Here is a 22796-nt window from a genome sequence, read left to right as displayed (position 1 = left end):
TCGCTCATCCAACCATCAGAATATTTTTTTAAGATCATGAACACGACACTCGCCGCCTCCGCCATCCCTGCCGGGAAATCGCCTTTCATGCTTATTTTCAAAGATGCCTCGACGGAGGCATACCGGGGGCTTTCGCCGGAGCAGCGGCAGTTGTTGTTCAAGGAATGGTATGCGTGGTACGACCGTCTCGCCGCGCAGGGGAAACTCATTCACGGGCATCCGCTGGAGGAGGGAGGGCGGGTGGTGGCCAATCGCAACGGGCGGGTGGTGGACGGGCCGTTTGTCGAGGGCAAGGAAGTGGTCGGCGGCTACTTTTTCCTGGCGGTGGATAACGAGGCGGAGGCCGTGGAGATCGCGAAGCAGTGTCCGACGTTGAGCCATGCGATCGGGCTGACCGTGGAAGTGCGGCCGGTGGCGGGGCTTTGCCCGGTCTTGAGCGCGACGCCCGCTGGAGAAGAACGCGCGAAGCTGCAGGCGTCGGTGGCTGCGAAATCCTGACGACTGCGAAGACCGAATAACGCGATGGACACCACTGCCAGCACGCCGATGGGAGATCCCGCAGCCACGCAGCGGGCGTCGCAGTTGGTGGAGCATTTTTTTCGTCACGAGACGGGGCGGCTGCATGGCGCTCTGACGCGGCTCCTGGGGACGCATAATCTGTCGCTGGTCGAGGATGTGGCGCAGGAGGCGATGATGAAGGCGTTTCGCGCGTGGTCGTTTGGCGGGCCGCCGGCGAATCCGTCGGCGTGGATCACGCAGGTGGCGATGAACCTCGCGCGCGATGCGCTGCGGCACCGGAAGATGTCTTTCTCGAAGGAGGGGAATATCATCACGCACTTCGAGCAGACGGTGGCGGCGGCGGGCGCGGGTGGAGCGGGCGATGCCACAGCGGACGTCGACGCGGATTTCCGGATACGCGACGACAGTCTGCGGATGCTTTTCGTGTGCAGTCATCCGTCGATCGCGGCGGACGCTCAGGTGGTGCTGGCGCTCAAGGTGCTGGGCGGTTTTTCTACGTCGGAGATTGCGCGGGCGTTTTTCAGCAGCGAGGCGGCGATCGAGAAACAACTCACGCGCACGAAGCAGCGGATCGCAGAGGCGAAGCTGGCGTTTGACCTGCCCGAGGGTGCGGAGCTGGCGGAGCGGCTGGAGGGCGTGCTGGCGACGTTGTATTTGATTTTCAATGAAGGCTACAAGGCGTCGGCGGGCGAGAAGCTGCTCCGCGAGGAGCTTTGCCGCGAAGCGATCCGGTTGACGCTGTTGTTGGTGGAGCATCCAGCGGGGAAGTCGGCGCAGAGTCATGCGTTGCTGGCGTTCATGCTGCTGACGGCGGCGAGGTTTCCGGCGCGGGTGGATGAGCAGGGAGATTTGCTGCGGCTTGATGACCAGGACCGCACGAAGTGGGATTTTTCGCTGATCGAGCGCGGGCTCGTGCAGCTCGCGCAGGCAGCGCAGGGGAAGACGTTGAGCGAGTATCATCTGCAGGCGGGCATCGCGGCTTGTCACTGCATGGCGCCGACGTACGAGGCGACTGACTGGGCGCGGATTTTGCGGCTATACGATGACTTGCAGAGCATCAAACCGTCGCCGGTGGTGGCGATGAATCGCGCGGTGGTGGTGGCGCATCTGCATGGGCCTCAGGCGGCGCTCGATGCGATCGCGGCGATGCCGCAGCGGGAGCGGCTAGAGTCGCATTATTTGCTGCACGCGATCGTGGGGGAGTTGAATCACCGGTTGGGCCAGCACGAGGCGGCGGTGAAGAGTTTCCGGCGGGCGTTGCAGCTGGCGAAAGTGGGGCCGGAGCAGACGCATCTGGCGCGGATGCTGGAGCGGTCGGAGGGGTTGTCTCAGAGCGGCTAGTTGGCGGGCTCGCAGAGCGGGACGGTTGGCGGCGGGCAGCGAAGACGTTCGAGCCGACGAAGGGTCTCATACTGTACAAAAAGGCGGCGGTTTGCGGTGGGATGTTTTCCGGGCACACCACGAACGGCGGCATACCCCAGTCAGCTTCAATCCACCCCAAGGCTCCGGCTTCCGCCGTGGCCCTTGCCGCCATCAACCCCTGCATCCCTGTGAAATCGATATACTCGTTTCGACTAGATGGTTACCTCATGCGCGCGACGTCGCGCATTGCTCAGATCATTCAAGGCAGCACGCAGACGCTAAAATATATGGGACTTCGTGCGTATGCACTTGGCCTCGCTTTGCTCGGTGCAGTCACCGTGTCGACCGCCACCGCCGCGCCGGTGATCTACACGATCGGCGATTCCACGGTGCAGACTTATGCGGCGGGCTATTATCCTCGCGCGGGCTGGGGGCAGGTGCTCCAGCATTTTTTTGACGCTACCAAAGTCACCGTCGTCAACAAAGGTGCGGGCGGCACCAGCTCACGCAGTTTCTACAACAATCAATGGCCAGCGGTGCGCGATTCGTTGAAGGCGGGTGACTATGTGACGATCGGTTTCGGCATTAACGATTCTGCGGCCGACGTTGAGCGCCGCACGGAGCCGTTCACGACCTTCAAAGAGTTCCTCACGAAGTTTGTGAACGAGACAAAAGCCAAGGGAGCGATTCCGATCATCGTGGCCACGCAGCCGCGCAACGCCTGGAACGCCACAACTCCGCCGACGATTTATCCGGCGTATCATGATTACCCCGTCGCTAGCCGCCAGCTAGCGGGAGAGATCGGCGTGCCGTTGATCGATCTGGATAAAACGGCGATCACGCTGCTGCAGTCGGTCGGGCCATCGTACTCGACGAGCTTCATCTACAATCACTACCTCGCGGGCGAGTGGCCGAACTATCCGAACGGCAACGCGGACGACGTTCACTTCCAGGAAATGGGTGCCATCGAGCTCGCGAAGCTGGTCGTGCAGGGAATCCGCAACCTGAGCGGCGACGCGAATGTGAGTAAGCTGATTCCGTTTCTGAAGCCGACCTACAAGGTGACGTTCACCTCCAATAATTCCGCCGCGGGCCTGATCACGCGCACGGATAATTTCCCCGCGGGCTTGACGGTGACGGCTTATGCGAAACCGAATGCTGGATACGCGTTTACCGGCTGGAGTGGCGGTGTCACGGGGACAAAGCGGAATGTCACGTTCGTCATGGGCGCGGCGGCGAGGACGATCACGGCGACCTTTATGGTCGATGGCAGTACGGGCGTGATCGCGAATGGCACGTACAGCCTGCGCAATGTCGCGAGCGGCAAGATGCTTGATAACCTCGGTGTGAGTTCGGATGGCGCAACAGTCGGTCAGTGGACTGATGGCACGAGCAACAACCAGAAGTGGGTGGTCACGCGTGTGAGCGGCTCGATCTACAAGCTGAGTTGCGTGACGGGAGGCAAGTGCCTCGACTCACTTGGCAACACTGCGAACGGTGCGAGCGTGGGTCAGTGGGCGAGCGGCAGCAGCACGAATCAGCAGTGGACGATCACGGTATCGGGCTCGAATTATAAGCTGACCAGCGTCGCCAGCGGCAAGTGTCTCGATACTGGCGGCGGCACGGCGAATGGCTCGGTGATGCAACTTTGGACAAGTGGAAATAGCACCAACCAGCTCTGGCAGTTTGTGGCGCCGTAAACGGTGGCCCGTGAACAGGTGAAAACCGGCACACGTGCAGTGCCGGTTTTTGTGCCGGATGAAGACGTTGCTGTTTACGCGGCTCGCGCGGAGTGCCGAGCTCCCGGTCTGAGCTGCAGTTACTTGTTCGTGAAAATTTTGATCAGCTCGTCAACCAGAGCATCCGCGTAGAGCTGGGTGCGTCGCGCGGGTAAGGGCGGTTGATCGGCGGGGGCGGCTTTTTGAAGCGCAGTGAAGATGGTGTCGCGTTTGGCGGTGGCGGTCGCGAATAGAGCTTCTTTGGCGTCATGAATGGCTCCGCTCTTGGTCAGCTCTTTTGGGGTGCCGGATTTGCCGCTGAATCTGGCGGTGAGATCGTCACCGATCCAGAGACGCCAGTCGTCTTCGTCGGCGAAGTAGACCGCGAGCACGCCGGATTGGACGGTGCCGAGTTTGGCCGCGAGTGTGCGCATGTAGGCGCCGGGGACTTTGTCTTCCTCCGCGGATGGTGACTTGGCGTGGAGGCGGACGATGAAGGTAATTCCGTGGGAGGCTTTGAAAGCGGCGAGTTTTTCGTTGAGCGCGGCCGACCACGCGGGATCGGAAGGGACGACGTCGGCGGAGTTGTCGAAGTAGACTGGGAGCGACGGGGCTGAGGATAGCGCGGGCGGGGGAGGAGTCGGTGGCGTCGCGCTGAAAACGTGTTGAACGCATGCGGTTGCGAGGATGAGCGGCAGGAGAGGTAGCATGAGTTTCATGGAGAGGGATGTGGAGATGGTCGGGTAGTAGTGGTCGGGTGCGAAGTTTCGTGGCTTGGCTAGAAAAGGATGTTCTCGATGAACTGGGTGAAGTGATCGGGCATCTTCCGATGTTGGCGTATCACCACGACCAACTCGCGGATGAAGCGCACGGGGAGTTTGATACGCTTGAGGTTCTTTTTCCGGCTATAGAGAGCCAGCGCGCGAATGGGCACAAAACTCACGCCCATGCCGAGCGACACGAGATTGATGATCATGTCGAAACTATCGAGCTGCATGATGGGATTCACGTTCCATCCTTGCCTGGCGATAAAAGTGTTCAGGCGCTGGCCCGTGTTGGTTTGTTTATCAAGCAGCAGCCAATTCTGTCGCTCCGCCCAAGCCGTACGCCGTTCCTTCGATTTGGGCATTTGAGCGAATTCGCCCGCAAGGTCATCCGAAGCTATCAGCGTGAAGGTATCTTCAAATCGGTGGGTGATCCGTAAAGTGCCCGGAAGTTTTTTGGGCCTACTGAGCACGCCGATGTCGAGCTCGTTGGCTTCGAGTGCTGTAAGGATGTCGGCGCTTGGTTCAGAAGAAATGCGATAGCCTACTAGGGGGGTGTGCCGAATGTTTGCGTGGAAAAATCCGGGAAGGTGGGCGAGGCAGAGAGAGCGGGAAACTCCTACCCGAATCTCTTTTTTAGAATCGGAGAACTGTTCGTGAAGACGCTGAAGCGCCTGTTCAGCATCACCCAGCAGACGCGATGCCTCACGATGCAGGAACTCCCCGGCCGAAGTCAGGCGAACGCTTCGAGTCGTCCGCTCCAGCAAATCCAGGCCGACGCTGGTTTCGAGTCCCTGCATCTGCCGGGTCATTGCGCTTTGAGTGATCCCGGCGATTTCCGATGCCTTGGTAAAGCTGCGATGCTTCACCACCAGTTGAAATAGATGCAGTTCGTAGAGATCGAAGGCGGCGGTCTTAATCAATTCATGCACGATATGCATCAATCCATGAGAACTATGAATTTCAATCAAAAGTCGGTTTAGACTAGGATGTCGAAGAACCAACAAACTTATGGCTGATCCAAATGACAGACTTACCAACAACGTCGCAGGCCGGTACTATGTGGATTCTTCCTGTGTTGATTGCGACCAGTGTCGCTCACACGCACCGGCATTCTTTCAGCGAGATGAGGAAACTGGTTTTTCCTTCGTTTTCCGGCAGCCCGCATCGGACGAAGAAGTGGCTGTGGTCGAGGAGGCTCTCGATGGATGCCCGACCGAGTCCATCGGCAGTGACGGTAGCCCGTGAGTTACACTCTCTGCGCTTCGAAGCGCAGGGATCTTTCTGTTTTTGCAGTGTACGCTAACCTACGCGGGCGAACGCGATGAAGGCGTAGCTGAATTTATCCTCAGCACCTGCGAGGTGCGGGTGAAGGTTTGTTCGCTGAAGCCGAGGGAGCGTTTGAGGGCGGCGTCGCGTTCGAGGGGGTTTTCTATTTTGGCGGCGGCGCGGTAGTCGCGCCAGGGCATCATGCGGAAGGCCCAGGCGAGGAGACCGCTGACGGGGACAGGCAAGTCACTGCCGTGGAGGATGCGTTCGGCGAGCGGGCCGGTGGTGAGGCGTTTGAGGGCGGAGGGTCGGAGGCGGAAGTTGAGGCCGGCGAGGGCGGAGTTGTCGCCGTAGAGGTTGGGGAAGCGTTCGGTCATCTTGGCGAACGTATCCAAGTAATCGGGATCGAGGAGCATCGTGCCGGTGCCGCAGTGGGCGGCGATGCAGGTGACGCCGATTTCCAAGGCGCGCGTGAGGACACGCGGGTCGGCGAGTTTATGGTCCATCACGGGCATGGTGCGTTCGCTGCCGGTGTGGGCGAGGAGTGGGAGTCCGCCTTCGGCCATGCGTTCGAGGAAGCGCGTGTGGCGGCGGTCGTTCCAGTCGATGCCTTGGACGTTGGGCAGGCATTTGAGCGCGGCGGCTCCTCCGGCGAGGGCGAGTTCGAGTTCGTCGAAGGCGTCTTTGCGCGACGGGTGGATGGACACGGCGGCGAGGAACTCGGGGTGTTGTTGCGCGAGTTTCAGGACGTAGGCGTTGGGGACGTAAAACGATGCGCTCTCGGGGATGGGCGTGCCGTCGTCGCGATGGGCGAGTTCGTGCGCGAGGATGAGGGCGCGCTGGATGGAGGAACCGCGGATGAAGCTGAGGATTTTTTCGACGTAGATGCGGTCGAAGTCGGGGCCGTGGAGGTCTCGGGTGGTGAGATCGACGCAGCGAACGAGGAAGGGCGCGCCGAGTTTCGTGAGTCCGCGCGGGCGGTACCAGCAGCCGGTGTTGCCGGTGCCTGTGCCGACGATGTGGATATGGGCGTCGATGCGCATGGGGTGGGGGGGAGATCGCTGAAGCGCGGAGACGCGGAGTTTGGGACAGGATTACAGGATGAACAGGATTTGAAGGAGTCGGCGGAATCAGTCGAAGGTGGGCTGTGGAGGGCGACCTTCTTCGGCGTCGTGGAGGTCGGCCCAGGTTTGGATGTCGTCGCGGTTTGCGAAACCGGAGGCGGCTTTGCCGGCGGCGACTCCGGCTGAGGCGCTGTCGCGCCAGCCGCGTTTGAGGAGGAAGAGGTTCCACGCGAAGACGTGTTCGGTATTCAGCGGCTGACGTCCGGCGAAGAGGTCGTCGAAGACTTCGTCGGTGGTGCCGGGGTGGAGGGCGCGGGCTTTGACCTGATCGTAGTCGAGCGACCAGAAGCGGCAGAAGCGGGCGTCGAGGCTGGTGTTGTCCGCGAAACCGAGGTGGCCGATGAAGTCGGCGGGGAGCTGGCCGGCGGCGTGGAGGCGGATTTTGTCGATCATGCGGGCGAAGTAGACGATGCCGCGGGTTTTCTGGTGATCAGGGACTGGGAATGAGGTGCTCATGGGATTTTGGGGAAGAGAATTTTTAACCACGGATGACACAGATGAAGAGGGATTTCAGAGGAGGAGGCCTAGGTAAGCGCGGGCCAGAGGCCCAGCCCTACGGTTAGTCTTCGCCGGGGCCTTCGAGGATGAGGCGGAGGGAATCGAGGCGGAGGCGGGCGGTCTGGATGGCTTCGCGGGTGCGGGTGAGCTGCTCCTGGGCGAGGGCGACTTCTTCGGGGCGGATGTGGTCGTTGAGTTTTCTCAGATCGACGAGGCGTTGGAGGTCGGCGCTGAGGGCGGTGGTGGCGCGGGACTCGGCGGCGGTTTTCAGGCCGCGGCTTTTTTCGGTGGCGAACTCGGTGGCGCCTTCGAGGAGGGCTTTGAGGATGGCGGCGTTGAAGCCGGGGCGTTCGAGGAAGCGGTGGATGTCGGCGTCCTCGACGTCGCTCGCGAGTGCGGCGGCGGGGTGTTGTTCGGTGAGGTCGTTGCCGCGGATGTCGACGAGGACGCGGATGGGCGTGGGAGCGAGGAACTGGTCCACGTGCCAGCGGGAGTCGGCGATGGTTTCGAGGACGAAGATGGCTTCGAGAAGCAGGTTGGGCGTATCGGAAGTCAGGTGACTGAAGGCGGTAGTGCCGGACTTGGAGTTGGTGAGGAGATCGATGGCGTCCTGGACAAGCGCGTGGTCGGGGGAGAGGAAGCGGATGTCTTCGCGGACGATGGCGCGTTCGCGTTTGAAGGTGGCCAACATGCCGTCCTTGGGGATGGACGGGAAACTTTCGACGTAGGCGTGGCTCGGATCGAGGAAGAGGTCGCCTTCCTCGTGCTCTTTGATGCGGACGCCGAAGTGATCGAGGAGGTCGCTAAGGAATTTTTTGAGCGCGGGATCGGAGTCGGCGGCGCGGACGCGGTCGATGATGCGGTTGGCGTCTTCGCGGTTGAAGGAGTTGAGCTCGAGCAGGCGGTCCCGGCCTTTTTTCATTTTGAGCGCGAGCTCTTTTCGGAAGGCGACGGTTTCGGTGATGAGGCTGTCGAGCGCGGGCTCGTCGGGTTTGCCAAGGGCGAGGGCGAGGAGGCGGTCGCGGAAGGCTTCGCGGAATTCGTTTCCGCCGTGGAGTGACGTCTCGAAGGAATCGAGGCCGCGGTGGTACCAGTTGAAGACAGTCTCTTCGGCGCTGCCGGTAAGGTAAGGAATGTGGATGCGGATGGTTTGGGTCTGGCCGATGCGGTCGAGGCGGCCGATGCGTTGTTCGATGAGGCCGGGGTTAAGCGGGAGGTCGAAGAGGACGAGGTGGTGGGCGAACTGGAAGTTGCGGCCCTCGCTGCCGATCTCGGAAGCGATGAGGAGTTGGGCGCCCTCGGGTTCGGCGAACCAGGCGGCCTGGCGGTCGCGGGCGACGAGGGGAAGTCCCTCGTGGAAGAGGCCGATGTTGATGTTCAGCTTTTCCTTCAGGGCGGCGTCGATGGCGGCGACTTTGCGCTGGGATTTGCAGATGAGGAGAACTTTGGCGGGGCGGTGTTTTTGGAGGAAGGCGGCGAGCCACTCGATGCGCGGATCGTCTTTGAAGGAGTAGCGGATGGCGGCGTCCTGGCCGGTTTCCTCGGCTTCGAGTTCGCGGGCGGCGCGATGGAGGAGGGTGACGTTGTCGGTCGCGATGGGCGCGGGGCAGGCCTGGCGCTTGGGGAAGCCGGTCATGGCGGCGCGGGTGTTGCGGAAGACGACGCGGCCGGTGCCGTGTTGATCGAGGAGCGTCTTGATGAGGGCGTCGCGAGCGCCGGGTTTGGCGGCGGCGAGGGCGGCAAGGAGTTCGTCGAGGCGGGCGCGGTCTTTGGTGAAGATTTTCTTGAGCGTGGCGTGGTCCTTCGGCGCGAGGGGTTTTTGGTCGATGATTTTTTCGGCGACTTGGGCGACGAGGCCGAAGTTTTCGGACTCTTCGAGGAAGGTATCCAGATTGTCGTAACGCGCGGGATCGAGGAGGCGAAGGCGGGCGAAGTGTCCGGCGAGACCGAGCTGGGTCGGCGTGGCGGTGAGGAGGAGGAGGCCGGGGGAACGCTTGGCGAGTTCTTCGACGAGCGTGTACTCGGCGCTGGCGGCGTCGGGCGTCCACTGGAGGTGGTGGGCTTCGTCGACGATGACGAGGTCCCAGCCGGCGGCGATGGCCTGGGCGCGGCGTTGCTCGACGTTGGCGAGGAAGGTGACGCTCGCGAGGGCGAGCTGGGAGGAGTCGAAGGGATTTTTGTCGGGATCGCTCGTCTCCACATCGCGGAGACGGACCTCGTCGAAGATGGTGAACCAGAGATTGAAGCGGCGGAGGAGCTCGACGAACCACTGGTGCGTGAGCGACTCGGGGACGAGGATGAGGGCGCGCTTCACTTTGCCGACGGCGAGGAGGCGCTGGAGGATGAGGCAGGCCTCGATGGTTTTGCCGAGGCCGACTTCGTCGGCGAGAAGGACGCGGGGGATCTGGCGCGAGGAGACTTCTTGAAGGATGTAGAACTGGTGCGGGATGAGTTCGAGGCGTCCGCCGAGGAAGCCGCGGACATCGGAGGAGCGGAATTTGGCCTGGGCCTGGAGCGCGCGGTAGCGGAGATCGAAGACTTCGCCTTCGTCGACTTGGGCGGCGAGGAGGCGTTCTTGGGGGAGGGCGACGCTGGTGACGTCGGAGATGGCGTCTTCGCGGATGCGTTTGTTGCCGGCGCAGACGTAGAGGAGGAGGCCGGGGGTCTTGGGATCGTCTTCGACGGATTCGACGGCGAGAGTGAGGCCATCGCGGGTGGAGATGGTTTCGCCGGTGCGGAACTGGACGCGTTTCAGGACGGCGGTGCCGAGGGCGTAGAGGCGGTTTTCGCCGGTGGCGGGGAATTGGATGCCGATGCGTTTCGCGGATTTATCTACGGAGGAGACGACGCCGAGACCGAGCTCGGGTTCGCGTTCGCTCATGCAGCGCTGGCCGATGACAGAAAGAGACATGCCGCCGATGAGGACGGAGCGGGACGAGGGTTCAAAGGCTTTTTTAGAGGGCGCCGTGCTGAGCCGCGCCGTGTATAGGCTTCGCCCACGCGGTTGGTGGCGGTGCGGATGCGGGGGGCACCCCGCCTACATCCGAAAGCGAACTGTAGTTATGGGGTGGGCACGGGGGATTCGAAGGCGCCGAGGTCGGGGGATTGGCCGGTGAAGGGGCGGCCGAGGTCGGTGCCGCGGTCGATCGCGCGGCTGGTGGCGCTCAGGCGGAGGAAGGGGATGTCGGGGAGATCTCCGTTGGGCTGGCGGGGCTGGGTGAGGAGGGATTCGTCGAGGCTGAGGAAATCTTCGGCAGTAAGGGTGAGGGGAATCGTGAAGGTGTTGTGGGTGGCGTCGCAGGCGGCGGGGTCGAAGCGGACGATCTCGGCTTCGCGGGCTTCGAGGCCGAGGTTGTTTTTCAGGCGGTGACCGCGACCGTTGGTGAGGGTTTTGTTGTCGGCAGGATCGCGGCCCAGGAGGTCGTAGTTGAAGCGGTTTCGCAGCGCGGAGTTGTTGATGAAGTCGAGGCCGGCGATGTGGTGATTGGCGTCGAAGCCGCTAGATTTGTTGCGTACGGCGACGCTGCCGATGACGGCGTGGCGGGGGATGGGTTTCGGGAGCTGGTCGTAAGCCGTGCCGGCGTGGCCGCCGGCTTTGAAGCCGTTGCCGTCGGCGAGCGGGGTGAAGTCGGGCGAGTAGCCGTTGTAGAAGGCCCAGCAGTTTTCGATGACGGTGGGTTCGGTGGAGTTGATGAAGTCGAAGCCGTCGTCGCTGTTGAACCAGGCGCGGCAGCCGCGGAAGACGTTGTTCACGCTGCCGGCTTTGCCGTGGTAGCCGAAGCCATCGACGTTGCCGCCGCGTTTGTTGCCGGAGACGGTGTCGTGGTTGCGGTAGGCGTCGCAGTTGAGGACGAGGTTGTGTGCGCCGGCACCGATCCAGAAGCCGATGGCCATGCCGTCGTGTGCGCTGAGGCGTTCGTAGAGGTTGTGGCTGCCTTGGTTGTCGAAGCAGATGGACTGGGTGTGCGTGGTGATGGTGACCTGCACGCCGGTGACTTCGAAACCTTTGAGGTGTATCCAGTCGCCGTCGACGCGGAAGGCGGTGACGCGCTGGCCGGGAGGCTTCACGTCGGAGAAATCGAAAACGGGCGTTTCGCCGGGGTGGGCCCAGTAGCGGATGGGGGCGTCGGGGCGGCCGCTTTTGTCGAGGAGGGTGACGCAGGCGTAGATGCCTCGGGTGGCGGCGATCTGCGTGGCGGGCATTTTGTAGAGTCCGCCGCGGATGAGCACGGTGTCGCCGGGAGAGACCGCGGTTTGCGCGTGTTGGATGGTGGCGAAGGGAGCGTCGAGGGTGCCGGGGGCGGAGTCGTTTCCGTTGGGGGCGACGTAGAACGTGGCGGCGAACACGGATGATGCGAAGAGCGTGAGCGAGCAGGCGACGAGGCTAACAATGTGGAAGCGGCGGGTGAGGCGCGTCGGAGGGGAAAACATGAATGGAGGAATGCGTTTACGTGGTGGGGCGGCAAGGTGGGATGGAGCGCGGACAGTGGGAAAGGAGGAGCTTGGCCGACGACGTGGGCTTGTAGGGGTTTCGACTGGCGGGGTATCGGTGAGGACTCCGATTGGGGGCACGGTCCTACTAATAACCGAGTGGCACGTTGAACCGTGTGCGGATTCGCGAGTCAGCAGGGTTTCGGAAATGCGCCGGTTGCTTGGTCACACTCACTCATACGGTGGTCTCTGGCGCAGATCGTTTCACACATCGCACACCTCAAAATCCCTTCGATATCCTCTTATGAAAACCAAATTGTCCTCCCGGTCATTTATCGTTCGCACCTCCGTGGCAGCCGCAGTGCTGGCTGTTGCCGGTCTGACTGGCTGCTCGAAGCAAGAGCGTCAGGAAACCAAAACCACGATGGCCGATGCCGCTCACACGGTCGGCGAAAAGAGCAAGGACGCCTACCATGCCACAAAGGACGCGATGTCCAATGCGTGGGATAGCGTGAAGGGTGCGACGTTCGAGAAGCGCGATGAGTTCACCGCGAGCGCCAAGGCGATGTCCGCCGAGATGGAGGCGAAGGTCAGCAAGGTGAAGGCGGATTATTCCGACGCGCAGGCCAGCGCGAGTCGCAAGGCGGCGATGGAGGAGCTCAAGAACGATGAAGCGGATTATAAGGCCAAGGTTTCTGCGCTGGGCGACGCGACAGCGGCGACGTGGGATAGCGCGAAGCAGAACACGATCGCGGCGTGGGACAAGTTGCAGGCCAGCTATTACAAGGCGCGCGCTGACTGAGCGGCGCGTCGGATAGTAGAAAGAAAATTATCAACGGCCGGTGTCCCACCCTTTGGGGTGAGACACCGGTTTTTTTATGTGGTGAAATGCGTGCGGCGATGAAGGGATTTGCGACTTCGCGGGGTTGTTGGTTCTTAACTGCGCAACGGTCATGAGTTCTATCGAGCCCTTCCTTCTTAAACAACGGAAGGAAAGCGCGGGGTTGAAGGCGATCCTGTGGGGCGGGGTGATCGCGGGGGTGCTCGATCTGGCGTTCGCGATTTTCTATTACGGTGCGAAGGGCGCGACGGTGATGGGTGTTTTGAAATCGATCGCGGCGGGGTGGTTGGGGAAAGCGGCGATGAAGACGGGCGGACTCGGGATGGCAGCGCTGGGAGTGGCGTCGCACTTCCTGATAGCGACGGGAGCTGCGGCGGTTTTTTGGGCGGCGAGCTGGAAGTGGCCGGTGCTGGTAGGACGTTGTTTTTGGGCGAGTGGGATGATTTTGGGAGCGGGCGTTTATTTTTTTATGAACGGCGTCGTGATGCCGCTTTCGGCGTATCATGCGAAGGCGTGGCCGTTGACCGTGGATCTGTGGGTGCTGGCAGCCCACTTGTTTTTGGTGGGGCTGCCGATCGCGTGGGTAGCGCGCCGCGTATAGGGCTTCGCCCACGCGGTTGGCGAAGCGGGGGCTAAAGTGGGAGGGAGAATTGTTGCGTGGGTGGCCCGGGTGGTTCGCGAGTGGGACGGGCGAAGTAGGTGGAGGGCTGGGCGCGTTGGGCGAGAATGGCCGTGGCGATCTGGGGGATGCCGGCGCGGTTGATGTCGTCGGCAGTGGCTTCAGTGAGGAGGAAGCGTTCGTGGCCGACGGTGTCGATGAGCTGTCGCGAAAGTGTGGTGACGATGTCGCTGTCGGGTTTTCGGTGGTTCAGATGGGCAATCAGCGTGGCGAGCGGGAGTAACTCTTGGAAAGGTGGGGTGAAGGCGGGGAATAGGGGTGAGGAGCGGTCGGCGATTTTTTCGAGGCGGTCGCGAGAGCCATCGACGAGCGGGCGGCGGCATTTGGGGCAGGTGCGGGCGTCGAAGTTATCCTGGCACTGGCCGCACCAGTTAAGGAAGTAGCGGGTGCGGTGGAGCGGGAATTTGCGGGTGCCGAGGATGTGTTTCGGCGAGCCGGAGCGGAGGGCGGCGAAGAGGGCGTTGTAGGATGGCTCGATGTCGAGGAGCGTGAACTCGCGGCCGATGTTATCGAGGGAGTGGGCGTCGGAACATGAGAAGAGCGCGAGGCGGTCGAGGCTCACGATGCGGCGGCACATCGGGGGCGTGGAGGTGAGGCCGGTTTCGGCGGCGAGCAGATGTGGCGTGAGATCGCCGAAGACGGCGTCGAGGGTGCGGCCGCCGCCAACGGTTCCTAGGGCGGAGAACCACGGGTTGAATACATGAGCGGGGGCGAGGTGGCAGGCGGGATCGTGCGCGAGGACGAGTTCGAGGAGCTGGCGGGAGTTGAGTGCGAGATCGGGACGGCCTTCCTGGAAATGGCCGAAGGGGAGGAGCTTTTCGCGGAAGGTGTGGATGGTTTCGAGCGATGGAAAATAGAGGAGGTGATGAATGCCGCCGAGAGAGCGCGTGCCGGGCGGGGCGCAGTTGACCTCGGTGCTGAGGACGAAGCGGAGTGGGCGATGGAGATGCGCGGGGAGTTTTTCGTGGAGCGCGGATTCGATGTCGGGACGGAGGGCGAAGAAGCCGGGCTCGGCGGGGGTGAGTTTGGTTTCGATTTCGTGGAGCCAGTCAGCTTGCAGGCAGTCGCCGGTGGCGAGTAGATCGACGCCTTTACGCTGGGCCCAGAGCGCGATGTTTTCGAGGGTCATCGCGGGAGAGACGCCACCGGCGTAGCGGGAGTGGAGGTGGAGATCGGCGGCGAAGCGCATGTCGGGGAACAGTGATTTGGCAGAGGCGCGGGGATTTCAACTGTGCGGTGTGTGGGCGGCGACGGCGGCGAGACGATAGGAAGCCGGGCTGTTTGACAGGGGGAGGGTTCGGGGCGAGACGGGAGGGGTAACGATTCCAACCCTTAATCTATTCTATGAAATCAGTACGCGCGTTAGTTGCCTCGTTGTTGTTGTCTTCCGCTTTCGTGTCGGTTGCGTCTGCCGCCGATGCGCGGACCAAGCCGGATAAGCCGGAGAAAATTTCCCACGGTGCAGAGGTGGCGATCACGGATTATCTGGTGGCGGGTAAGACGGTGATTTTCGATTTCACGAGCGAGTATTGTCCGCCGTGCCGGGCGATCGCGCCGAAGCTGGATGCGCTGCATGCGGCGCGTGAAGACGTGGTGGTGGTGAAGGTGGACATCAACCGGCCGGAGCACAAAGGCATCGATTGGAAGTCGCCGGTGGCGCAGCAGTACAAGATGCAGTCGATCCCGTATTTCAAAGTGTACGGGCCGGACGGGAAGCTGATGGCGGACGGCAAGGAAGCGTCGGCGCTAGTGAGCGGGATGCTCGAGTAAGCGAACGCGAGTAGAGTTTTTAACGGGCGGCGTCGTCATGACGCCGCTTTTTTGTTGGGAGAGCACGGTGCGGCAGGTCGATGGGGCGGCTGGGCGGAAAAGTTTTGGAACCTCGACGCGGAGAGCGGTCTCGTGGTGGTGTATGTGTATGCGAGCCGGAATTTTTGCCCGAGCATGGAGAGCTGTCGGACGGTGGCTTTGGGTGGCGTGTTGGTGGGTGGTCGTTTCGGACGGGCGCGCGGCGGAGACGATTCGTGTATGGAGTCATCAAGGACAGGAGGCGGAGAGCCGGGCGCTGCGGAAAATCGCGGCGGTGTTTAATGAGGTGAATCGCGGGCGGGGATGGAGCGTGGAGCTGACGTTTTTCCCGGATTTTCAGTACACGGAGAAACTGGCGGTCGCGGCGGCGGCGGGGGATCTGCCGGATGCGTTCGATCTGGATGGGCCGCTCGTCGCGCGGTTCGTGGAGGCGGGATTGCTGGCGGATGTGAGCGAGGTTTATCCGCGCGAAGAGCTGGCGGATTTTTTGCCGACGATCATCGAGCAGGGGACGATCGGCGGGAGGCTGTATGCGCTGGGGAGTTTCGATTCGGCGCTGTTGTTGTACTATGACCGCGAGATGCTGGCGCGGGCGGATGTGTCGGCTCCAGCGGAGGGGAAAGGCTGGAGCTGGGCGGAGTTTGTGGACGCGTGCGAGAAGCTGAAGGCGGCTGGGATGGAGCCGGTGGGGTTGCACATGAACGAGAGCGCGGACGAGTGGTTCACGTATGCGTTTTCGCCGGTGGTGTGGTCGGGTGGCGGGGAGCTGATCGACGTGGAGGCGAGACGGGTGCGCGGCGTGCTCGCGAGCGAGGAGAACGTGCGCAGCGTGCGGGCGTGGCAGGGATTATTTGCGCGGGGATTTGCGGCGACCGATCCGGTGGAGCCGGATCCGTTTGGGCAGGGGAAGACGGCGATGGACTGGAGCGGGCACTGGATGGCGCGGTCGCATTTGAAGGCGAAAGGCGAACGGCTGGGCGCGATGCCGCTGCCGATGTTGGCGGAGCCGTCGGCACCGTGCGGGAGCTGGTGTTGGGCGATTTCGGCGCGGACGGAGAAGCGCGCGGTCGCGGAGGCGTGGCTGAGGTGGGTGACGGGCGTGAAGACGGGCGTGGTGCCGACGGTGCGGGCGAATGGCGCGGTGCCGTCGAGGCGGTCGGCGTTTGCCCATTTCCCGGAGTATTCGGAAATCCCTTATCGGATCTTTCGCGAGCAGCTGGAGACGTCGGCGCGGGCGAGGCCGCGCACTGCGTTTTATGCGACGCTGACGCAGCGGTTCGCGGCGGCTCTACGGGACATTTCGCGTGGGGCGGATGTCGAAGCGCGGCTGCGCAAGGCGGAGGATGAGGTGCAGCGCGTGATCGATCGGAAGACACGGTCAGTGGCGGAGGTGGCGCGATGACGGCGTGGCAGAGAGATTTCGCGAAGCGGGCGCCGTGGTTTTTGCTGCCGGCGCTAGGGTTGCTGGCGGTTTTTGTGATCTGGCCGCTGGGGCGGGCGCTGTGGTGGAGCGTGAGCGATGCGGATCTGCTGGCGCCGGAGCGGGCGCGTTGGATGGGGTTGGGGAATTATTCTGATCTGCTGACAGATCCGCGGTTTCGTCGGGCGTTTTTCAATACGGCGTTGTTCGCGGTGTTGATCGTGCCATTGCAGACGGCGGCGGCGCTGGGGCTGGCGTTGTGGGTGAACCGGCCGGAGCGGGCGTGGCGGTGGCTGCGGGTGGTTTTTTTTCTGCCGGTGGTGGTGTCGCTGCCGGTGCTGGCGGTGGTGTGGTCGCTGTTGTACCAGCCGGAGCAGGCGGGGGAGACGGGGCTGGTGAATGCGGCGCTGGGGATTTTCGGAATCGAGGGGCAGGCGTGGCTGCGCGATCCGCAACTGGCGTTGCCGGCGCTGGCGGCGATGTCGATCTGGCAGGGTGTGGGGTTGCAGATGATGGTGTTTCTGGCGGGCTTGCAGGGTGTGCCGCGCGAGCAGCTGGAGGCGGCGCAGATCGACGGGGCGGGGGCGTGGCGGCGGCTGGTGCATGTGGTGCTGCCGTCGCTGCGGAACACCCTGGTGTTTGTGGTGACGGTGACGACGATCCTGGCGTTCCGGTTGTTTGTGCAGCCGTATTTGATGACGCGCGGCGGACCGGAGGACCGGACGTTGTCGCTGGTGCAGTACATTTATGAGGCGACGTTTTTGAATCTGGAGCTGGGAAGGGCGTGCGCGGCGGCGGTGTTGTTTCTGACGTGGGTGGGATTGCTGACGTGGATGCAGCGGATGTTTTTCGGGGAGGAAAAATCATGAAGCGCGGACTGACCTGGCGTGTGGCGGCGATGTGGGTGGGGAGCGTCGCGGTGGCGGTGGTGTTCCTCGCGCCGCTGTTGTGGGCGGTGGCGGGATCGTTTCGGGAGGAGGCGGCGATCTTCCGGCTGGATGCATCGAGTCTCTGGGACGTGGATACGTGGACGTTGAGCAACTATGCGGATGGGTGGCGGCGGGCGGCGCTGGGGCCGGCGCTGCTGGTGTCGGTCGCGCAGGTGGCGTTGATCGTGGGCGGCGGGTTGATCGTGAACGCGCTGGCGGCGTACGCGTTTGCGCGGATGACGTTTCGCGGGCGGGACGGTTTGTTCGCGGCGGTGGTGATGTTGATCATCCTGCCGGTGGAGGTGATCGCGGTGCCGATGTTTTTCACGGCGCGGGATCTGGGGCTGACGGGGGAGTTTGGCGCGGCGATGGCGGGGCTGACGCTGCCGTTTATGGCGAAGGCGTTTAACATCTATTTCCTAAGGCAGCATTTTCTGGCGCTGCCGGTGCAACTGGAGGAGGCGGCGGCGATGGATGGGGCGGGGGTGTGGACGCAGTTCTGGCGGGTGGCGCTGCCGTCGGTGAAGCCGGCGCTGGCGACGGTGGTGGTGCTCGATGTGCTGACGCACTGGGGCGATTTTTTGTGGCCGCTGATGATCGGGACGCGCGAGAGCACACGCACGGTGCAGATCGGCCTGGCGAATCTGTTCACGCAGCCGCCGGTGCAGTGGGGGGACATCCTGGCGTGCGCGGTGATGGCGACGCTGCCGGTGCTGCTGATGTTCCGCTGGCTGCAACGCTACATCGTGGCGACGCAGGTGCAGACGGGGATCAAGTGAGGCGAGGGCTGGCGGCGGATGTCACCGTTGGGCAGACGGCTTAGGGAGACGGGCCAGGAGCGATTTGGCTGCGCGACGTTCGTTGGCGGATACACTGGGGTCTGCTACGATGGTGTTCAGATCGTCGGTCGCGCGGTCGAAAATATTTAGGCGCGCGTACAGGAGGGCCCGGTAGTAGCGCACATGGGAGCCGGCATCGCCGGGAACGAGGCCGGGTGTGAGTTCGTCGAGGTCCTTTTCGGCGAGCTTGGGGGCGAGAAAAAGCGCGCGGCCGAGGAGGCGGTAGGCGTGGAGGTTTTGCGGTTCAAGAGCGATCACCTCGCGAATTTCGGCGATGGCTTCAGCGGCATTGTTGCCCGCGTTTCCCGGCAAGTCGGTGCCATTGGTGCTGCTTTCGTCGAGACGTGCGGTCGCCGAGCGGAGGCGTGACATGGGGTTCTTGGAGCCCAGCTCGATGGCGCGGCGATAGTGGGCGATGGCCGTTTCTTGATCGTTTTCGCGGAGGGCGAGGCGGGCGATGGCTTCGTGGACTTCGGGTTCTTCGGGCGCGAGGGCGACGGCTTGAGCGAGTTCGGCGCGGGCCTCGGCTGGTTTTTGAGCGGAGGCGAGGAGGTCGGCGCAATTGATCATCACTTCAGCGAGAGGAGCGGGGGAAATGGTCCAGCCGGCGCGCAGGGCTTTCTCATCGAACGGGAACGCGCGGGTTTTCAGGCGGCCGCGGAAGTGCTTGTTGACCTCGCGATTCAGGGTCGCGAGCGGGACATCGAGCACGGAGGCGACCTCTTTGCCGTGTTGAAGCAGACTGTGTTCTTTGGATACGCGTTGGAAACGCTCCTGAGTGTTGTCCTGATTGAGCAGAACCCAGTGCATCAGTGACCAGGCTTGTCCGTGGAATGCGCCGGGGTCGTCGTCGCCCTTGTACTCGGGGGAAGCTTCGTTGATTTCGAGGAATCGTTTCCAGGGAATGGACAGGCGATGGTCGAAGCGGCCCGAGTCGCGTCCGAGAATGGCGTTGGATTTATCGATCTCCAGTGATGAGAGGACCTGACCGGCTCCTTGCGCGATCCAGGTCGGAAGCAGGTAACCGGAGCGGCCGAGGGTCCAGATGGTTTCGAATTCAAAGAGGGTGGCCTGGGCATTTTTGCGATCGCCGGCGACGCAGAGTGCGGTGAGGATGCGAGAGTCGACCTCGGTGGAAAACGCGGCGATGGTGAGGTCGGAATTTTGGATAGGCGCGGAGTGTTTTTTCAGGGAATCGAGGCGGCGGAATAAAATGATGGTCGAGGGCGGCACCTTGGTCTCGGGGCGAAGGAGCAAGTCGCGGCTGAGCTGGCGGAAGGCGGCGTAGGTCACGGCGACGCTTTCCAAGTCGCGTTGAGAGCCGTCGGTGTAGATCGAGAAATCCGCGCATTGAAGCCGCAGCCAGATGGGTTGGGCGGCGAGGGGAAGGCCGGTGAAGGCGATGATGACGGCGAGGCTGGCGAGCCATGTTGACGGGAAACGTCCGCTCCTGCCCGGGAAGTAACGAAGCATGGAGGTTGAGAAACGAAAGGAGGGCATGAGGCAATCCACGAGGAGGGAGTTGATTTAGATCTTTGCGTGAAGCGGCCGTAGCGTTCATTCAGAGAGGCATGGCGAAATTCCTTGGCGGGAGTCGGGCCGGGCGCGTGGCGTCTCTGGCGGTGTGGTTTTTGATCGCGTGGTTGCGTGGCGCAGCGGTGGAGGGCGTTGCGGACAACGCGGTGGAGCGTATGAACGCGTTGCGCGGGGAGATCGCGCGGCACGACGAGCTGTATTTCAAGAAGGCGGCGCCGGAGATCAGCGACGAGGCCTATGACCGGTTGAAGCGGGAGCTGGTGGAACTGGAGCGACGTGCGGGGGTGAAGGCGGGAAGCGATGAGGCGGGCGGTGCGATAAAAACGGCGGCTGTGGGCGATGATCGGAGCGGGCGGTTTCCGACGTGGCGGCATGGAGAGCGGATGATGAGTCTGGAGAAGGTTTACTCGGAGGCGGAGCTGCGGGTGTTTTTGAAGCGGGTGGAGGCGGAGGCGCGTGGAGGGACGGCGATGAATGATGGGGCGAAAGCGGGCGAGGTGGGCTGGGTGGTGGAGCCGAAGTATGACGGGCTGGCGGTGAGCGCGACGTACGAGCGCGGGCGGCTGGTGCGGTTGGTGACGCGCGGCGATGGTAGCGAAGGCGATAACGTGACGGCGAATGCGCGGGGAATCGCGGGGCTGGCGGAACGGCTGGCGGGCGCGGAGTGGCCGGATAGGATCGAGGTGCGTGGCGAAGTGTTGGTGACGTTTGCGGAGTTTGCCCGGGTGAATGCGGAACGGGCGGCGTTGGGCGAGGCGGAGTTTGCAAATCCGCGGGCGCTGGCGGCGGGGAGTTTGAAGTTGGACGATGCGGCGGAGGCGGCGCGGCGGGGGTTGAGCGTGGTGTTTTATGGGTTCGGGGAAGTGAGGCCGGTGAGCGCGCGGGCGGTGACGCAGGGTGATTTTTATGCGAGGGTGCGCGCGTGGGGATTGCCGGGAATCGCGGAGGTGAGGCGGGCGAAGACGGTGGATGACGTGTGCGCGGCGGTTAGGGCGTTTGAGCGGAGGCGGAGTGAGCTGGCGTTTCCGACGGACGGGGTGGTGATCAAATTAGATGAGGTTGCGCAGCAGGAGAGGATCGGGGCGACGGGCCATGCGCCGCGGTGGGCGGTGGCGTATAAGTTCACGACGGAGCGGGCTTGCACTTGGGTGAAAGCGATCACGGTGCAAGTAGGACGAAGCGGTGTGCTGACGCCGGTGGCGGAGCTGGAGCCGGTGCGGCTCGGAGGGGCGCGAGTGGCGCGGGCGACGTTGCACAATGCGGAGGAGATCGCGCGGATGGATGTGCGGGTGGGAGATATGGTTTTTGTGGAGAAGGCGGGGGAGATTATTCCGGCGGTGGTGGGCGTGGATAAGGCGGGGCGTGGGGCGGAACGGGTGGGCGGACGTGTGGCGGTGGCGTTTTTGTTTCCTGAGGATTGTCCGGTGTGCGGGGCGGGTGTGGTGACGCGGACGGAGGATGGGGCGATGCGGTATTGTCCGAACCGGGATTGCGAGGCGCAGGTGGTCGCGCGGTTGAAGCATTTCGCGGGCACGCAAGGTGTGGCGATTCGCGGGCTCGGGGAGGAGACGATCGCGGCGGCGGTGCGCAGCGGGTGCGTGCGGACCCTCGGGGATTTTTATCGGATGACGCGCGAGGAGTGGCGGGCGGTGCCGGGTGTCGGCGAGAAGACGGCGGGGAAACTTTTTGCGGCGGTGGAGGCGAGCAGACGGGCGGAGTTGTGGCGGGTGATCAGCGGGTTGGGTGTGCCGGGGGTGGGGGCGGCGACGGCGCGGGTGTTGGGGAGGGAGTTCGGTACGTTGGAGGAACTGGCGGCGGCGGGTGTGGAGCGGCTGGCGCGAGTGAATGGGGTGAGTGCGCGGCAGGCGGAGGCGTTGGTGGCGTTTTTCGCGGAGAAGGAAACGCGGGCGTTGATGGAGGCGATGCGTGCGTCCGCGAGCGGACGCACGCAGTGACCAGTAATGGGAGGACTATGAATGGGCTGGGAGGCGGCGGTGTGTGGGGCGTTACGGGCCAGTAAGGTGGGGGTGGCGGGATGGGGCGGGGAGGTTGTGGTGGGTGGCGATGAAAACCTACCCCTGTTTTTCGCGTCTGCGGGCGCGTGCTTTGGCTTTATCGAGTTTGCTGGCAGCGCTGACAGTGTGCGGGCGGGCGGCGAATCCGGCTATTGTCGATCCGCTGACAGCGGACCCGGCGGCGCTGGTGCATAACGGGACGGTGTATTTGTACACCGGGCACGATGAGGCGGGGGAGAAGCATCAGGGGTATGTGATGAAGAAGTGGCTGGTGTTTTCCTCGACGGACATGGTGACGTGGAAGGCGCATCCCTCGCCGATGTCGCTCGCGGATTTTCCGTGGGCGAAGGAGAACGCCTGGGCGGGGCATGTGGTGGAGAAGGGCGGAGAATTTTATTGGTACGCGCCGGTGTCGCGCGGTGGGAAGGCGGGCTTCGCGATCGGGGTGGCGGTGGCGGATAATCCGCTGGGGCCGTTCAAGGATGCGCGGGGGTCGGCGATGATCACGAATGAGATGACGACGGATGTGCCGATCGAATGGGACGATATCGATCCGGCGGCGTTCATCGACGATGACGGGCAGGCGTATCTATTTTGGGGGAATCAGCGGTGCCGGTACGTGAAGTTGAAGGCGAACATGACGGAGTTTGAGGGCGAGATCGTGAAGGTGGATGTGCCGCATTTCACGGAGGCGCCGTGGGTGCATAAGCGCGGGGAGATTTATTACCTGACGTATGCGACGGGGTTCCCGGAGAAGATCGCGTATGCGACGAGCAAGAGCATCACGGGGCCGTGGGAGTATCGCGGGTTGCTCGCGGAGCTGGCGGGCAACAGCAACACGATCCACCAGTCGATCATCACGTATAAAGGGCGCGACTACTTCATCTATCACAACGGAGGGACGCCGCTGGGCGGGAGTTTCCGGAGGTCGGTGTGCATCGACTATCTTTACTACAATCCGGACGGCACGATGAAGCGGGTGGTGCAGACTTCGGAGGGCGTGGAGCCGGCGAAGTGATGAGACGGCGGATGGCGGGAGGGCG

At 63.0% G+C, this 22796-nt stretch carries 20 protein-coding genes; 12 read left to right on the top strand and 8 right to left on the bottom strand.

Annotated elements, in window-relative coordinates; translation table 11 throughout:
* Positions 1–36 precede the first annotated feature (36 nt).
* From CMV30_RS03670 to CMV30_RS03660, 3 genes are all read left to right on the top strand, one after another.
* Positions 37–498: a YciI family protein gene (locus CMV30_RS03670; RefSeq protein ID WP_096054758.1), complete on the top strand. Its 462-nt coding sequence runs from the start codon at positions 37–39 to the stop codon at positions 496–498.
* 24 nt (positions 499–522) lie between these two features.
* On the top strand, positions 523–1860 hold the full coding sequence (locus tag CMV30_RS03665) for an RNA polymerase sigma factor (RefSeq protein WP_096054757.1): 1338 nt from the start codon (positions 523–525) through the stop codon (positions 1858–1860).
* Positions 1861–2069: 209 nt separating this feature from the next.
* Positions 2070–3581 carry an RICIN domain-containing protein gene (locus CMV30_RS03660; RefSeq protein WP_175414720.1) on the top strand — a complete coding sequence of 504 codons (1512 nt, stop codon included), beginning with the start codon at positions 2070–2072 and terminating at the stop codon, positions 3579–3581.
* Between the two features lie 119 nt (positions 3582–3700).
* Here the strand turns inward: CMV30_RS03660 and CMV30_RS03655 are convergent, their stop codons facing one another.
* Positions 3701–4318, bottom strand: a complete 618-nt coding sequence (locus CMV30_RS03655; RefSeq protein WP_096054755.1) for a hypothetical protein — start codon at positions 4316–4318, stop codon at positions 3701–3703.
* Between the two features lie 59 nt (positions 4319–4377).
* Positions 4378–5304, bottom strand: coding sequence for a LysR family transcriptional regulator (locus CMV30_RS03650; RefSeq protein ID WP_245844392.1), 927 nt, complete (start codon positions 5302–5304; stop codon positions 4378–4380).
* A gap of 70 nt (positions 5305–5374) precedes the next feature.
* On the opposite strand from CMV30_RS03650, the gene CMV30_RS03645 reads away from it, so the two are divergent.
* A complete protein-coding gene (locus CMV30_RS03645; protein WP_096054754.1) occupies positions 5375–5611 on the top strand; it encodes a ferredoxin in 237 nt (78 codons plus the stop codon).
* Between the two features lie 59 nt (positions 5612–5670).
* On the opposite strand, the gene CMV30_RS03640 is transcribed toward CMV30_RS03645, so the two are convergent.
* The 4 genes from CMV30_RS03640 to CMV30_RS03625 form a co-directional block, all read right to left on the bottom strand.
* Positions 5671–6675: an amidohydrolase family protein gene (locus tag CMV30_RS03640; protein WP_096054753.1), complete on the bottom strand. Its 1005-nt coding sequence runs from the start codon at positions 6673–6675 to the stop codon at positions 5671–5673.
* A gap of 87 nt (positions 6676–6762) precedes the next feature.
* A complete protein-coding gene (locus tag CMV30_RS03635; RefSeq protein WP_096054752.1) occupies positions 6763–7212 on the bottom strand; it encodes a DUF5069 domain-containing protein in 450 nt (149 codons plus the stop codon).
* Between the two features lie 103 nt (positions 7213–7315).
* Positions 7316–10165: an RNA polymerase-associated protein RapA gene (gene rapA / locus CMV30_RS03630; RefSeq protein ID WP_096054751.1), complete on the bottom strand. Its 2850-nt coding sequence runs from the start codon at positions 10163–10165 to the stop codon at positions 7316–7318.
* A 149-nt stretch (positions 10166–10314) separates the two neighbouring features.
* Positions 10315–11685: a right-handed parallel beta-helix repeat-containing protein gene (locus CMV30_RS03625; RefSeq protein ID WP_096054750.1), complete on the bottom strand. Its 1371-nt coding sequence runs from the start codon at positions 11683–11685 to the stop codon at positions 10315–10317.
* Positions 11686–11989: 304 nt separating this feature from the next.
* On the opposite strand from CMV30_RS03625, the gene CMV30_RS03620 reads away from it, so the two are divergent.
* Positions 11990–12487, top strand: coding sequence for a hypothetical protein (locus CMV30_RS03620; protein WP_096054749.1), 498 nt, complete (start codon positions 11990–11992; stop codon positions 12485–12487).
* A 151-nt stretch (positions 12488–12638) separates the two neighbouring features.
* Entirely contained in the window at positions 12639–13127 is a 489-nt protein-coding gene (locus CMV30_RS03615; protein WP_096054748.1) for a hypothetical protein, read from the top strand.
* Positions 13128–13158: 31 nt separating this feature from the next.
* Here the strand turns inward: CMV30_RS03615 and CMV30_RS03610 are convergent, their stop codons facing one another.
* The gene (locus CMV30_RS03610) at positions 13159–14394 is read right to left on the bottom strand and encodes an endonuclease Q family protein (protein WP_096054747.1); all 1236 of its coding nucleotides are present in this window, start codon (positions 14392–14394) and stop codon (positions 13159–13161) included.
* 155 nt (positions 14395–14549) lie between these two features.
* Between CMV30_RS03610 and CMV30_RS03605 the strand changes: the two genes are divergently transcribed.
* The 4 genes from CMV30_RS03605 to CMV30_RS03590 all read left to right on the top strand — a co-directional run bounded on the left by CMV30_RS03605 (position 14550) and on the right by CMV30_RS03590 (position 18142).
* The gene (locus tag CMV30_RS03605; protein ID WP_096054746.1) at positions 14550–14975 is read left to right on the top strand and encodes a TlpA family protein disulfide reductase; all 426 of its coding nucleotides are present in this window, start codon (positions 14550–14552) and stop codon (positions 14973–14975) included.
* A 217-nt stretch (positions 14976–15192) separates the two neighbouring features.
* Positions 15193–16416 carry an ABC transporter substrate-binding protein gene (locus tag CMV30_RS03600; protein WP_245844391.1) on the top strand — a complete coding sequence of 408 codons (1224 nt, stop codon included), beginning with the start codon at positions 15193–15195 and terminating at the stop codon, positions 16414–16416.
* Positions 16413–17303 (top strand): carbohydrate ABC transporter permease, encoded by an 891-nt coding sequence (locus tag CMV30_RS03595; protein WP_096054744.1) that lies wholly within the window; start codon positions 16413–16415, stop codon positions 17301–17303. The genes CMV30_RS03600 and CMV30_RS03595 overlap by 4 nt, the downstream gene beginning before the upstream one ends.
* Positions 17300–18142, top strand: coding sequence for a carbohydrate ABC transporter permease (locus tag CMV30_RS03590; protein ID WP_096054743.1), 843 nt, complete (start codon positions 17300–17302; stop codon positions 18140–18142). The genes CMV30_RS03595 and CMV30_RS03590 overlap by 4 nt, the downstream gene beginning before the upstream one ends.
* A gap of 21 nt (positions 18143–18163) precedes the next feature.
* Here CMV30_RS03590 and CMV30_RS03585 read toward each other — a convergent pair whose 3' ends face one another.
* Entirely contained in the window at positions 18164–19675 is a 1512-nt protein-coding gene (locus CMV30_RS03585) for a tetratricopeptide repeat protein (protein ID WP_175414719.1), read from the bottom strand.
* Between the two features lie 98 nt (positions 19676–19773).
* Between CMV30_RS03585 and ligA the strand changes: the two genes are divergently transcribed.
* Positions 19774–21693, top strand: a complete 1920-nt coding sequence (gene ligA / locus CMV30_RS03580) for an NAD-dependent DNA ligase LigA (RefSeq protein WP_096054741.1) — start codon at positions 19774–19776, stop codon at positions 21691–21693.
* A 109-nt stretch (positions 21694–21802) separates the two neighbouring features.
* Positions 21803–22771 (top strand): glycoside hydrolase family 43 protein, encoded by a 969-nt coding sequence (locus tag CMV30_RS03575; protein WP_096057599.1) that lies wholly within the window; start codon positions 21803–21805, stop codon positions 22769–22771.
* Positions 22772–22796: the final 25 nt, after the last annotated feature.

The sequence above is a fragment of the Nibricoccus aquaticus genome (assembly GCF_002310495.1).
Classification (GTDB): domain Bacteria; phylum Verrucomicrobiota; class Verrucomicrobiia; order Opitutales; family Opitutaceae; genus Nibricoccus; species Nibricoccus aquaticus.
The sequence above is the reverse complement of the archived record's forward strand: the minus strand, read 5'-3'. Positions and strand labels throughout refer to the sequence as shown.

Excerpts from the sequence above, each read along its gene's own strand:
- CMV30_RS03640 (WP_096054753.1), bottom strand. The coding sequence starts at position 6,675 with ATGCGCATCGACGCCCATATCCACATCGTCGGCACAGGCACCGGCAAC.
- CMV30_RS03620 (WP_096054749.1), top strand. The coding sequence starts at position 11,990 with ATGAAAACCAAATTGTCCTCCCGGTCATTTATCGTTCGCACCTCCGTG.
- CMV30_RS03610 (WP_096054747.1), bottom strand. The coding sequence starts at position 14,394 with ATGCGCTTCGCCGCCGATCTCCACCTCCACTCCCGCTACGCCGGTGGC.
- CMV30_RS03615 (WP_096054748.1), top strand. The coding sequence starts at position 12,639 with ATGAGTTCTATCGAGCCCTTCCTTCTTAAACAACGGAAGGAAAGCGCG.
- rapA (WP_096054751.1), bottom strand. The coding sequence starts at position 10,165 with ATGTCTCTTTCTGTCATCGGCCAGCGCTGCATGAGCGAACGCGAACCC.
- ligA (WP_096054741.1), top strand. The coding sequence starts at position 19,774 with ATGGCGAAATTCCTTGGCGGGAGTCGGGCCGGGCGCGTGGCGTCTCTG.
- CMV30_RS03670 (WP_096054758.1), top strand. The coding sequence starts at position 37 with ATGAACACGACACTCGCCGCCTCCGCCATCCCTGCCGGGAAATCGCCT.
- CMV30_RS03590 (WP_096054743.1), top strand. The coding sequence starts at position 17,300 with ATGAAGCGCGGACTGACCTGGCGTGTGGCGGCGATGTGGGTGGGGAGC.
- CMV30_RS03595 (WP_096054744.1), top strand. The coding sequence starts at position 16,413 with ATGACGGCGTGGCAGAGAGATTTCGCGAAGCGGGCGCCGTGGTTTTTG.
- CMV30_RS03665 (WP_096054757.1), top strand. The coding sequence starts at position 523 with ATGGACACCACTGCCAGCACGCCGATGGGAGATCCCGCAGCCACGCAG.
- CMV30_RS03575 (WP_096057599.1), top strand. The coding sequence starts at position 21,803 with ATGAAAACCTACCCCTGTTTTTCGCGTCTGCGGGCGCGTGCTTTGGCT.
- CMV30_RS03645 (WP_096054754.1), top strand. The coding sequence starts at position 5,375 with ATGGCTGATCCAAATGACAGACTTACCAACAACGTCGCAGGCCGGTAC.
- CMV30_RS03625 (WP_096054750.1), bottom strand. The coding sequence starts at position 11,685 with ATGTTTTCCCCTCCGACGCGCCTCACCCGCCGCTTCCACATTGTTAGC.
- CMV30_RS03650 (WP_245844392.1), bottom strand. The coding sequence starts at position 5,304 with ATGCATATCGTGCATGAATTGATTAAGACCGCCGCCTTCGATCTCTAC.
- CMV30_RS03605 (WP_096054746.1), top strand. The coding sequence starts at position 14,550 with ATGAAATCAGTACGCGCGTTAGTTGCCTCGTTGTTGTTGTCTTCCGCT.
- CMV30_RS03635 (WP_096054752.1), bottom strand. The coding sequence starts at position 7,212 with ATGAGCACCTCATTCCCAGTCCCTGATCACCAGAAAACCCGCGGCATC.
- CMV30_RS03585 (WP_175414719.1), bottom strand. The coding sequence starts at position 19,675 with ATGCTTCGTTACTTCCCGGGCAGGAGCGGACGTTTCCCGTCAACATGG.
- CMV30_RS03655 (WP_096054755.1), bottom strand. The coding sequence starts at position 4,318 with ATGAAACTCATGCTACCTCTCCTGCCGCTCATCCTCGCAACCGCATGC.